The sequence below is a fragment of the Mesorhizobium sp. M7A.F.Ca.US.002.01.1.1 genome (assembly GCF_004022955.1).
GTDB classification, from domain to species: Bacteria; Pseudomonadota; Alphaproteobacteria; order Rhizobiales; family Rhizobiaceae; genus Mesorhizobium; species Mesorhizobium ciceri.
In genome coordinates this window covers 1-11,853 of record NZ_RZQE01000156.1, presented here as the reverse complement: position 1 = coordinate 11,853, position 11,853 = coordinate 1, and the positions used below count along the sequence as shown (strand labels likewise).

The 11,853-nt window shown below is 64.0% G+C and carries 9 protein-coding genes and 1 pseudogene; 6 read left to right on the top strand and 4 right to left on the bottom strand.

Features of this window, described 5'->3' with window-relative positions:
• Positions 1-749: TIGR03808 family TAT-translocated repetitive protein (locus EN932_RS16975; RefSeq protein WP_128368927.1), on the top strand; the 749-nt coding region annotated here is incomplete at its 5' end.
• Here the strand turns inward: EN932_RS16975 and EN932_RS16970 are convergent.
• Both EN932_RS16970 and EN932_RS16965 read right to left on the bottom strand, forming a co-directional pair.
• On the bottom strand, positions 742-1,746 hold the full coding sequence (locus EN932_RS16970; RefSeq protein WP_127366668.1) for an asparaginase: 1,005 nt from the start codon (positions 1,744-1,746) through the stop codon (positions 742-744). The two genes, EN932_RS16975 and EN932_RS16970, sit on opposite strands and share 8 nt — an antisense overlap.
• A 25-nt stretch (positions 1,747-1,771) precedes the next feature.
• On the bottom strand, positions 1,772-2,938 hold the full coding sequence (locus EN932_RS16965; protein WP_027162994.1) for an acetyl-CoA acetyltransferase: 1,167 nt from the start codon (positions 2,936-2,938) through the stop codon (positions 1,772-1,774).
• Between the two features lie 203 nt (positions 2,939-3,141).
• Between EN932_RS16965 and betI the strand changes: the two genes are divergently transcribed.
• From betI to betB, 5 genes are read left to right on the top strand one after another with little or no spacing between them, the layout of a single operon-like run.
• Positions 3,142-3,732, top strand: coding sequence for a transcriptional regulator BetI (betI, locus tag EN932_RS16960; protein ID WP_128368926.1), 591 nt, complete (start codon positions 3,142-3,144; stop codon positions 3,730-3,732).
• Positions 3,729-5,258, top strand: coding sequence for a choline-sulfatase (betC, locus tag EN932_RS16955; protein ID WP_164766117.1), 1,530 nt, complete (start codon positions 3,729-3,731; stop codon positions 5,256-5,258). The genes betI and betC overlap by 4 nt, the downstream gene beginning before the upstream one ends.
• Positions 5,258-6,259, top strand: coding sequence for a threonine/serine dehydratase (locus EN932_RS16950; protein WP_024505554.1), 1,002 nt, complete (start codon positions 5,258-5,260; stop codon positions 6,257-6,259). The genes betC and EN932_RS16950 overlap by 1 nt, the downstream gene beginning before the upstream one ends.
• Positions 6,252-7,904, top strand: coding sequence for a choline dehydrogenase (gene betA, locus EN932_RS16945; protein ID WP_063171723.1), 1,653 nt, complete (start codon positions 6,252-6,254; stop codon positions 7,902-7,904). The genes EN932_RS16950 and betA overlap by 8 nt, the downstream gene beginning before the upstream one ends.
• A gap of 57 nt (positions 7,905-7,961) precedes the next feature.
• Positions 7,962-9,425 (top strand): betaine-aldehyde dehydrogenase, encoded by a 1,464-nt coding sequence (gene betB / locus EN932_RS16940; RefSeq protein WP_013532682.1) that lies wholly within the window; start codon positions 7,962-7,964, stop codon positions 9,423-9,425.
• Positions 9,426-9,434: 9 nt separating this feature from the next.
• Here the strand turns inward: betB and EN932_RS16935 are convergent, their stop codons facing one another.
• Entirely contained in the window at positions 9,435-11,675 is a 2,241-nt protein-coding gene (locus EN932_RS16935) for a mannose-1-phosphate guanylyltransferase/mannose-6-phosphate isomerase (RefSeq protein ID WP_127369347.1), read from the bottom strand.
• An 11-nt stretch (positions 11,676-11,686) separates the two neighbouring features.
• Positions 11,687-11,853 (bottom strand): annotated as a pseudogene (locus EN932_RS16930) (phosphomannomutase/phosphoglucomutase); the annotation flags it as partial.

Sequence of the window (11,853 nt, the reverse complement as noted above, 5' to 3'; positions counted from 1 at the left end):
TCCTCGTACACCGCTGGCAGGTGGCCGAAGACGGCACCATGGTCACCGGCAACCGCGTCCAAGGGATCCAGGCACGCAGCGGCGGAACCGGGCAGAACGGCAACGGCATCAATGCCTTTCGCGCCGGCAATGTCGTCATCTCGGGCAACATCGTCTCGGACTGCGTCTTCTCGGCCATCCGCGCCAACAGCGCCAGCAACCTGCAGATATCGGGCAACACCTGCTCGCGCTCTGGCGAAACGGCGATCTATTCCGAGTTCTCGTTCGAAGGCGCCATCATCAGCAACAACATCGTCGACGGCGCCGCCAACGGCATCTCGATCGTCAATTTCAACGAAGGCGGCCGCATGGGCGTCTGTTCCGGCAACATCGTGCGCAATCTGTCGACCAGCGGCCCCTACCCCGCCGACTCGCCGGGATTTGGCGTCGGCATCGGCGTTGAGGCCGACACCACCGTTTCCAACAATGTCATCGAGAACGCGCCACTCTATGGCATGCAGATCGGCTGGGGCCCGTACCTGCGCAATGTCGTCGCCACCGGCAACATCATCCGCAAGGCAGGAACCGGGATCGTCGTATCCGTGGTCGAGGGCGCCGGTACGGCCGTCATTTCAGACAATGTCATCGACGGCGCGCTGAACGGTGCGGTTGTCGGCCAGCGCTGGGCGGAGCCCGCGACAGGCGATCTCGCCTCGTCAAACGGTAGCGGCTACGCGCATCTGACCGTCGAGCGCAATCACGTCACTTGAGAGTTGCCGTCGGCCTCAGCGCTCCGACTTTGGCACCGTTGCGATTTTCAATGGGCGCGTTTGCCAATTCGAGCAGCTTCGCCGCCAAGGCCTCGTCGGCACGCAACAGTTTGGCAAGGACGGCGGCAACCATGGCTTCGCCGGCGCGGCCGGCGCCATCATCGCATTTGAGTGCGATGCCGAGGCCAAGTTCCGGAATTGCGGCACAATGGACGCCTTCGGCGCCGCCCTTCGTGAAAATCCGCCCTGGTGCGGCCTCCATCAACGCGACGTCTTCGCGGCCGCTGCCGGAAACGAAGAAGGGCTCGGCCATGCAGGCGGAAAGCAGCCGCTTTGCAGCCTTGGCTCGCTCTGGGCCAAAACCTGATGTCGTGGCCATGCGGGCAAAGCCGAGCGCGAAGCTCCTGAGCGGCACCGCGTAGGTCGGGATCGAACAGCCGTCGATGGCACGCTGGTCCTCACCATGGACAGCGCCCGTCACCGACTGCATGGCGTCGCGCACCATGTCCTGCAGGCCGTGTCCCGGCTTGACATAGCCGCGATGCGCAATGCCGGCGTGGACGCAGGTGCAGAGGAAGCCGGAATGTTTGCCCGAACAATTGTTGTGCAAGGCGTTCGGCGAGCCGCCGGCGCGGGCGAGCGCAATCTCGGCGTCATGATTGGACGGCCAATGCGTGCCGCATTCGAGCGCCGATCCGTCCAGCCCAGCCTTGGCCAGCATGGATCGCGCAAGGTCGACATGTGCCGGCTCGCCCGAGTGGGAGGCGCAGGCGAGCGCCAGTTCGCGGTTGCCGAAACCATAGGCATCCGCCGCCCCGCTTTCGACCAACGGCAAGGCCTGGATCGCCTTGACCGCCGAGCGCGGAAACACCGGCTTGGCCGTATCGCCGATCTCCCACACGGGCTTGCCGTCGCCATCGAAGACCGCGACTGAGCCGCGATGCGCGCTCTCGACGATCGCGCCGCGCAAGACTTCGATCAGAACCGGATTTGTCATGTCACCTTCCGCAAATGCGGGCGGTTTATCTGATCCGGTCGAGAATGGAAACGTAGTTGGCGACCGCCGCACCGCCCATATTGAAGATGCCGCCCAGTTTTGCGCCCGGCACCTGGATGCCGCCGGCCTCACCGACAAGCTGCATGGCGGTCAAGACATGCATGGACACGCCAGTGGCGCCGATCGGATGGCCCTTGGCCTTCAGCCCGCCGGATGGATTGACCGGCAGGCGACCATCCTTGGCCGTTGTGCCGTCCAACGCCAGCTTCGCCCCCTCTCCCGGCTTGGCAAGGCCCATCGCCTCGTACTCGATCAGTTCGGCAATGGTGAAGCAGTCATGCGTTTCGACGAAGGACAGATCGTCGAGCGTCACGCCGGCCGATTTCAGCGCCCGGTTCCAGGCCTGCTCGCAGCCTTCGAAGGTCAGAATGTCGCGCTTCGACATCGGCAGGAAATCCTGCACATGTTCGTTGGCGCGGAAGGCAACGGCACGGCGCATCTTCAGCGCCGTGGCGGTGTCGGCAAGGATAAGGGCGGCGGCGCCGTCGGAGACCAGCGAGCAGTCGGTGCGCTTCAGAGGACCGGCAACGAAGGGGTTCTTCTCGCTCTCCTGGCGGCAGAACTCATAGCCGAAATCCTTGCGCATCTGCGCATAGGGATTGTCGACGCCGTTCTTGTGGTTCTTGGCGGCAATCATGGCCAGCGCATCCGACTGATCGCCATAACGCTGGAAATAGGCCTGCGCGATCTTGCCGAAGACGCCGGCGAACCCCGCCGGTGTCTCGCCGTCCTCGGGCAGATAGGACGCCTTGAGCAGGTTTTTGCCGATCTCCGGCCCCGGCGTCGTCGTCATCTGCTCCGCGCCGACCACCAGCACGATGCGAGCGGCATTCGCGTCAATGGCGCGGATGCCCTGGCGGACCGCCGCCGATCCGGTGGCGCAAGCGTTCTCGACACGCGTCGCCGGCTTGAAGCGCAGCCGGTCGTCGGCCTGAAGCACCAGACTGGCGGTGAAATCCTGCGCCGAAAAACCGGCGTTGAAGTGGCCGAGCACGATCTCGTCGACCTCGTCGGGACCGATGCCGGCATGGTCGAGCGCGTCCGTTGCCACCTTGACGATGAGGTTTTCGAGCGTTTCGCCCTCAAGCTTGCCGAAGCGCGAATGCGCCCATCCGACGATGCATGCGGTCATGGCGGTCTCCATCCTTGGCGCCGGCCTGGCATGTCGGCTCACGGCGCATTTCGCATCTATTGTTCAAAGATAAACAATCGTGCCGGTTTCGTGAAGGGCTGGAGGCCTACAATCGCTTGGTAGAGCCGAGATCGCGGCCGATTTTTTTGTTGATTGACGCGTCAATAAAAAATAATCCTGTTCTCTCAAAGGATCATGGCGAGATGCCGAAAATCGGAATGGAACCGCTGCGCCGCAAGGCGCTGATCGACGCGACGATCTCGGCGATCGGCGAGCGCGGTTCGCTCGACGTGACCATGTCCGAGATCGCCGGACGCGCCGGCGTGTCGTCCGCCCTTGCCCATCATTATTTTGGTGCCAAGGACGAGCTGCTCTTGGCGACGATGCGGCACATACTGGCGGAGCTTACAGCCGATACGTTGCGCGCCCTTGGCTCGGCCAATAGCGCGCGCGAAAGGGTCTCGGCGGTGGTCGCTGTCAATTTCTCCGACATCCAGTTCCAGCCGGAAACCATCGCCGCCTGGCTCGCCTTCTATGTCGAGGCGCAGAAATCATCGGCCTTGCGCCGGCTGCTCAAGGTCTACGCGCGGCGGCTGCACTCGAACCTGATGAGCGGGCTGACCGGGATCTTGCCCAGAGCCGAAGCCGACCGCGCCGCCGAAGCGACCGCGGCGTTGATCGACGGGCTCTACATCAGGCGGGCGCTGAAAGACGGCGTGCCCGATGCCGCGACCGCGATCGCGCTGGTCGAGGACTATCTCGAAACCAAACTTGGCGAGCGGCGCAAACAGTGACAATGAAGCCAACCAATTTCCTGATCGTCATGGTCGACCAGCTCAACGGAACCCTGTTTCCGGACGGACCGGCGGAGTTTCTGCATACACCGCATCTGAAAGCGTTGGCCGCGCGTTCGGCGCGCTTTGCCAACAACTACACGGCCTCGCCGCTCTGCGCGCCGGGCCGTGCCTCGTTCATGAGCGGGCAATTGCCGTCGCGCACCGGCGTCTATGACAATGCCGCCGAATTCGCCTCATCGATCCCGACCTTTGCCCATCATTTGCGCGCCGCCGGCTACTACACCTGCCTGTCGGGCAAGATGCATTTCGTTGGGCCGGACCAGTTGCATGGTTTCGAGGAGCGGCTGACGACCGACATTTATCCAGCCGATTTCGGCTGGACGCCGGATTACCGCAAGCCCGGCGAGCGTATCGACTGGTGGTATCACAATCTGGGCTCGGTGACCGGTGCAGGCGTCGCCGAGATCACCAACCAGATGGAGTATGACGACGAGGTCGTGTTCCTGGCCACGCAGAAGCTCTATCAGCTTTCGCGCGAACAGGACGATGCGAACCATCGGCCTTGGTGCCTCACTGTCTCGCTGTCGCATCCGCACGATCCCTATGTCGCGCGCAAGCAATATTGGGATCTCTATGAGCATTGCCAGGCGCTGGACCCGGAAACCGGGTTCATCGCGTATGACCAGCAGGATACGCATTCCCGGCGGCTGTACCACGCCAGTGACTACCCCTCTTTCGAGATCACGCCAGAGCAGGTGCGTCGTTCGCGGCAGGGCTATTTCGCCAACATCTCCTATGTCGACGACAAGCTGGGCGAGATCCTCGACGTTCTCAAGCGCACACGCATGGCGGACGACACAATCATCCTGTTCTGCTCGGATCACGGCGACATGCTCGGCGAGCGCGGCCTGTGGTTCAAGATGAGCTTCTTCGAGGGTTCGGCGCGGGTACCGCTGATGATTGCCGGCAAGGGCGTTCGCGCCGGGCTGATCGAGACGCCGGTCTCCAATCTCGACGTGGCGCCGACGCTTTGCGATCTCGCCGGCATCGACATCGCTGCGATCGCGCCGTGGACCGACGGCCAGTCGCTGCTGCCGCTCACCGAGGGCATCGAGCGCACCGCACCGGTGTTGATGGAGTATGCGGCCGAAGGGTCCAACGCGCCGTTGGTGGCGATCCGCGACGGCAGATACAAATTCGTCCACTGCGAGCTCGATCCGCCGCAACTGTTCGATCTCGAAGCCGATCCGCTCGAACGGGACAATCTGGCCGACGACCCCGCCAATGCCGGCTTGGTGGCGGCATTCATGGACAAAGTCCAGGCGCGCTGGGACATGGCCGGCTTCGACGCCGCTGTCCGCGAAAGCCAGGCGCGCCGCTGGGTCGTCTATCCGGCGCTGCGCAACGGCGCCTATTACCCCTGGGATTTCCAGCCCCTGCAAAAGGCGTCCGAGCGCTACATGCGCAATCACATGAACCTCGACAATCTCGAAGAGAGCAAACGGTATCCGCGAGGCGAATGATGTCAGACCTTCTCGTCCCCTCCCTTGACCATCTCAAGCAGGCCTATGCCGTCACCTCCAGGGCGACGCAGATCACGCCGCTGCTGGAATCGACGGCACTAGCCCGCGAGACCGGCGCCGCCCGCGTCTTCATCAAGCCGGAATCGCTGCAATGGGCCGGCTCATTCAAGGTGCGCGGCGCCTATTGGCGCCTGAAGCAGCTTTCAGTTGACGAAGCGAAGAAGGGCGTCGTCGCCTACTCCTCCGGCAATTTCGCGCAAGGGCTGGCGGCTGCCGGCCAGGCGCTTGGCGTTCCCGTCACCATCGTCATGCCGATCGACGCACCGGCCGCCAAGCGTGATGCCACGGCGGGCTATGGCGCCCGCGTCGTGCTGACCGACCATGGCGAGCGCGCGCGGGAGGAAGTCGCCGCCGCCAAGGCGCGCGAGATCGCCGAGACAGAGGGCCTGGCGCTGCTGCATCCATTCGACGATCCGGAGATCGTCGCCGGCCAGGCGGGCGCCGGCCTCGAAGCGCTTGACCAACTCGAAGCCAAAGGTGCCAGCGCCGACCTCTTGTTCTGCTCGGTCGGTGGCGGCGGGTTGATCGGCGGCGTTTCGCTTGCCTTCCATTATCTGTCGCCAGCGACAGAGATCATCGGCGTCGAGCCGGAAGGTTTCAATGGCATGGGCTCGTCGCTGGCGCATGGCGCTATCGAGACGATGCCGATCGGGCCGAAATCGATCTGCGACGGGTTGATGTCACGACGGCCGGGCGATGCTCCGTTTGCCGCGGTCAAGACGGCGGGTGTTCACGGCATCACCGTCGACGACCAATCGGTGCGGCGCGCCATGCGGATCGCCTTCGAGCGCATGAAGCTGGTGCTCGAACCGTCGGGGGCGGCGTCGATCGCGGCATTGCTCGGCGGCAAGGTGGATGTGAAGGACAAGACCGTCCTTGTTGTGGCTACCGGCGGCAATGTCTCGCTCGCCGATTTCATGGCGCATATGAACCATGCTTGAAGCGGATTTCGTCATCATCGGCTCCGGCTCGGCCGGCTCGGCCATGGCCTATCGCCTGTCGGAAGACGGCAAGCATTCGGTCATCGTCATCGAATTCGGCGGCAGCGATATCGGGCCGCTGATCCAGATGCCGTCGGCGCTGTCGATCCCGCTCAACATGAGCCTGTACGACTGGGGCTTTGCCAGCGAGCCGGAGCCGCATCTCGGCGGCCGTGTGCTGGCGACACCGCGCGGCAAGGTTATCGGCGGCTCGTCCTCGATCAACGGCATGGTCTATGTGCGCGGCCACGCCCGCGACTTCGACCATTGGGCCGAAGAGGGTGCGGCCGGCTGGGGCTTCGCCGACGTGCTCCCCTATTTCAAGCGCATGGAGGATTCGGATGGCGGCGAGGATGGCTGGCGCGGGCACGGCGGGCCGCTGCATGTGCAGCGCGGCTCGCGTAAAAATCCGCTCTATGGCGCCTTCGTCGAGGCTGGCCGCCAGGCCGGGTTCGAACTGACGGAGGACTATAACGGTTCCAAGCAGGAAGGTTTTGGGCCGATGGAGCAGACCATCAGCGGCGGCCGCCGATGGTCGGCGGCATCAGCCTATCTGAAGCCGGCGCTGAAGCGCAAAAACGTCAGTCTGGTCAAGGGCTTTGCGCGGCGGGTGATCATCGAGAATCAGCGCGCCATCGGCGTCGAGATCGAAGCTCACAAACAGATTCAGGTCGTTAAGGCGCGACGTGAGGTAATCGTCGCCGCATCGTCGATCAATTCGCCCAAGATCCTGATGCTGTCCGGCATCGGTCCGGCCGAGCATCTGCGCGAAAACGGCATTCCGGTGGTGGCCGACAGGCCCGGCGTCGGCCGCAACCTGCAGGACCATATGGAGCTCTACATCCAGCAGGAATCATTGCTGCCGATCACGCTCAATTCGGTGCTGAATCCGTTCTCGAAAGCGCTCATCGGGGCGCAGTGGCTGTTCCTCAAGACCGGGCTTGGCGCCACCAACCATTTCGAAGCGGCGGCCTTCGTGCGCTCACGTGCCGGCGTCGACTACCCCGACATCCAGTACCATTTCATCCCCGCGGCAGTCCGCTATGACGGCAAGGCGGCGGCCAAGTCGCACGGCTTCCAGGCGCATGTCGGACCGATGCGCTCGAAGTCGCGGGGGTCGGTGACGCTGCGCTCGCCGGACCCGAAATCGAAACCGATGATCCACTTCAACTACATGTCGCATCCAGACGACTGGGCGGAGTTCCGCCACTGCATCCGGCTGACGCGCGAGATCTTCGGCCAGTCGGCGTTCGATCCCTATCGAGGCAAGGAGATATCGCCGGGCAGCCACGTGCAGTCGGACGACGATCTCGACATCTTCATCCGGGATCACGCCGAGAGCGCCTACCATCCTTGCGGCACCTGCAAGATGGGCCGCGCCGACGACGTGATGAGCGTCGTCGATCCGGAGTGCCGGGTCATCGGCGTCGAAGGATTGCGGGTCGCCGATTCCTCGATCTTCCCGCGCGTCACCAACGGCAATCTCAATGCGCCGTCGATCATGACCGGCGAGAAGGCATCCGATCACATCCTTGGCCGCACGCCGCTGGCGCCGTCCAACCAGGAACCATGGATCAATCCGCGCTGGCAGGCGTCGGACAGATAGAGCATGATCGTGTGACTGCACGATCCGCATGCCGCGAAAGACAATCTGGAGACTTCCATGCGCGCTCAGCCCACGGCATCGCACTATGTCAACGGACGCTACATCGAGGACGAAGGCGGCGCCCCGCTGCCGGTCATCTATCCGGCAACCGGCGAGACCATCGCCATGCTGCGTTCGGCAACGCCGAACGTGCTGGAACTCGCCGTCGAGGCCGCGCGGGCGGCGCAGCCCGCCTGGGCGCGGCTGAAGCCGGTCGAGCGCGGGCGCATCCTGCGCCGCGCCGCCGACATATTGCGCGCCCGCAACGCCGACCTCGCTCGCATCGAGACGCTGGACACCGGCAAGGCGATCCAGGAAACGTTGGTGGCGGATGCGCCCTCGGCTGCGGACTGCCTTGAATATTTCGGCGGTGCCGTTGCCGCCTACAACGGCGAGTCGGTCGATCTCGGCGGACCCTTCGCCTACACAAGGCGCGAAGCGCTCGGCGTCTGTGTCGGCATCGGCGCATGGAACTACCCGATCCAGATCGCCGGCTGGAAATCGGCACCGGCGCTCGCCATGGGCAATGCCATGGTGTTCAAGCCGTCGGAAAACACGCCGCTGTCGGCGCTGGCACTGGCCGAGATCTACAGCGAAGCGGGGCTACCCGACGGCTTGTTCAACGTTGTGCAGGGCTATGGCGATGTCGGCGCCGGGCTTGTCGGCCACGATGTCGTCGCCAAGGTCTCGGTGACCGGTTCGGTGCCGACCGGCCGCAAGGTGCTGTCGCTTGCCGGCTCGAAGATGAAGCACGCGACGATGGAACTCGGGGGCAAGTCGCCGCTGATCGTGTTCGACGATGCCGACATCGAGAACGCCATTGGCGGCGCCATGCTCGGCAATTTCTATTCGACCGGACAGATCTGCTCCAACGGCACGCGCGTCTTCGTGCAGAGCGGCATCCACGACCGCTTTGTCGACCGTCTGATAGAGCGGACCAAGAAAATCCGCATCGGCGACCCGCTCGATCCCGAAACCCAGATGGGACCGCTGGTCTCCAAGGCGCAGCACGACAAGGTGGCCGGCTATATCGAGATCGGCAAGCAGGATGGAGCGACGCTTGCTTGCGGCGGCAATGTGCCTTCGCTGCAGGGCTTTCAGGGCGGCTTCTTCGTCGAGCCGACGGTGTTCACCGGCGTGACCGATGGCATGCGCATCGCCCGTGAAGAAATTTTCGGACCAGTGATGAGCGTGTTGAAATTCGACGGCGAGGACGAGGTGATCGACCGCGCCAACGACACCGAATTCGGCCTCGCTGCCGGCGTCTTCACGCGCGACCTGCCGCGCGCCCACCGCGTCATCGCCGAACTGCAGGCCGGCACCTGCTGGATCAACGCGTATAATCTGACGCCGGTGGAAATCCCGTTCGGCGGCTTCAAACAGTCAGGCATCGGGCGTGAGAATTCACTGGCCGCACTGGCGCTCTATTCGCAGCTGAAGTCGATCTATGTCGAGACGGGTGACGTGGCGAGCCCGTACTGATCCAGCCCTCTACGCCTTCAGGTCGGCCGTGCTGTCCAGATATTGCGTCAGCGCACAGACCAGATGATAGAAGATGCTGGCTGGCACATCGGTCGCCAGCGAGCGGCCGCGTTCGTCGATGCGGTCGATCCACAGTCCGAGCGGCGCCGGGTCAATGTGCCAGCGGAACAACCGGCCGACGCGCGCTTCGATCTCGGGCTTGAGATCGGGCCCGCCCGAACCATCCAGCGCGATCGCCGCCTTCACCGCTTCGGCCTGCGGCCAGCTGCGCGATATCAGGTCGAGCGGCAGGCCCTGTCGCGAGACGGCGCCATAGGCAAGGCCGGTGGCGCGGTTGAGGCCATTGGCGATGGCCGAGGCGTAGAGTTTCCTGGCAAAGCCGCTCAACTCGGCCTGGCCGCTGCGCCCAGCGAAATCGACCAGCAAAGAGGCCCATTCGAAATGGTGGCCAGGCTCGGTCCACGAGCCTTTCTCGCGGGCGGATGGTTTCCATTCGGCATCGAAATACTCGCCAAGCGTCCAGCTTTCCGGATCGAAGAAATGACTGCGGAAGAGGTCGATGATACGCGCTGCGCGGCGCAGATGGGCGCGCTCGCCGGTCGCCTGGTGCCAGGCGAGGAAGGCCTCAAGCAGGTGCATATGCGGGTTGGAGCGGCGCTCGCCTTTGCCATCCGATGTCTCAAGGAAGCCGGTCATGCGGCTGTCTTCGAGATGCGCATCGAGAAAGGCGAAGGTTTCCTCGCCGAGGCGCAAAGCGTCGGGATTGCCAGACATATGCGCATGCGCCAGTGCCAGGAGCACGCAGGAATGATCGTAGGCATCCTCGGTGGCGTCGGCAACCGAACCGTCAACATTCAGCGTCCGAACCCAGCCGCCCTTGTCGGTGCGGCCCTTGCCGGCCATGAAGGCGATGCCGTGGCTGATCAGCCGGTCGGCCGGACCGTCCCAGCCGCGCGCCCGGGCAACGGCGAAGGCATAGACCTGCCTCGCCGTGGTGCGCATGCGCTTGGGCTTCATCAACGGCGAAGCGTCCAGGCCAAGCGCTTCGTGAAAGCCGCCATGGCGTTCGTCGACGCCCGATGTCGACCACAGCGGCAAGGTCTCCTGAAACAGCCAGTGATGCACGCGCCGCCGCCAGGCGCCGCTTTCGATGACGCGGTCATGCGCCGGCGTGAACCTGGTTTCCAGGCGACCCGATTTTTCGAGCTGCTCGACGATCTTCTTGACGTGTTGGCTGTGGCTGACCGGAGCGACGAAGGTGGCATCCGATGTCGAAACGATGGCGATGTCCTTCATGCCGATCGCCGACAGCAGGCGGCCGTCACTGCGAATGTAGGAATTCTCGCAATCGATGGCGACGACGTCGCCGATGATGACATTGCCCCGGTCGTCGGCGGGGCCGACATCGAGCAGCGACTGCCATGAGCCGAGATCGTTCCAGCGGAAGCCGGCCGGCACCATCGCGATGTCTTTTGCCCGCTCCATGATGGCGTAGTCGATCGAGTTCGACGGAATGGCGGCGTAGAGTTCTAGCGGCATGTAAAGGCCGGACAAATCCGATGTCGCTGCCTTGTAGGCTGCTTCGGTGGCCTGCCAGATATCCGGCTGGAACGCTATGAAGGCATCACGCATGGCGCTGGCGCGAAAAAGGAAGATACCGGTGTTCCAGTAGAAATTTCCGGCCTTGAGATAGCTTTGCGCAGTCGCAAGATCCGGCTTTTCGACGAAGCGCGACACGTCGAAGATGCCGCCGCTTTCGGCCGCAACCTCGATATAGCCGTAGCCGGTCTCGGGCTGTGTCGGCCTGATGCCGAACACCACCAGCCGGCCGCTACGCGCTGCCTCGGTGCCGGCTTCGACGCTCTGCCAGAACTGGCGCGGGGTCGATATCTCATGGTCCGACGGCACCACCAGCACCAGGCTGTCGCCGAACTCGGACAGTGTGCGCAGTGTCGCCAGTGCGACAGCGGCGGCTGTGTTGCGCCCGGTCGGCTCGAACAGCGGCCCGCCGCCGGCGAGGTCGAGGCCGGCAAGATCGGCGTGAACGCGACCGGCATGGCGCTCCGCGGCAATCAGGAAGATCGGCGTTTCGCCTTCCGGCCGGGCCGTCAGCCGGCGCAAGGTCTTGGCCAGCATCGAGCCGTCGCCGGACAGATCGTGGAACTGCTTGGGATTGTCCTCGCGCGACAGCGGCCACAACCGCGAGCCGACGCCGCCGCTCATGACAAAACTGACAATCCTCTCGGTCATTCAACTGCCATTCAAAAAGTCTGGTTGTAGGCGCCCACCTCGGGGCTGCGGCGCAGCACGGCGTCGACAGCCTCGAACATCTCCCGTCGACGCTGCGACGACACCGGGCTTTCGACGACCACGACCAGTTCCGGCTTGTTCGACGAGGCGCGCACCAGTCCCCAGGTGCCGTCTTCGG

What these genes read in the sequence shown, in the direction of transcription:
- EN932_RS16970 (WP_127366668.1), bottom strand. Translation starts at nt 1,746, where the DNA reads ATGACAAATCCGGTTCTGATCGAAGTCTTGCGCGGCGCGATCGTCGAG.
- EN932_RS16965 (WP_027162994.1), bottom strand. Translation starts at nt 2,938, where the DNA reads ATGACCGCATGCATCGTCGGATGGGCGCATTCGCGCTTCGGCAAGCTT.
- betI (WP_128368926.1), top strand. Translation starts at nt 3,142, where the DNA reads ATGCCGAAAATCGGAATGGAACCGCTGCGCCGCAAGGCGCTGATCGAC.
- EN932_RS16950 (WP_024505554.1), top strand. Translation starts at nt 5,258, where the DNA reads ATGTCAGACCTTCTCGTCCCCTCCCTTGACCATCTCAAGCAGGCCTAT.
- betA (WP_063171723.1), top strand. Translation starts at nt 6,252, where the DNA reads ATGCTTGAAGCGGATTTCGTCATCATCGGCTCCGGCTCGGCCGGCTCG.
- betB (WP_013532682.1), top strand. Translation starts at nt 7,962, where the DNA reads ATGCGCGCTCAGCCCACGGCATCGCACTATGTCAACGGACGCTACATC.
- EN932_RS16935 (WP_127369347.1), bottom strand. Translation starts at nt 11,675, where the DNA reads ATGACCGAGAGGATTGTCAGTTTTGTCATGAGCGGCGGCGTCGGCTCG.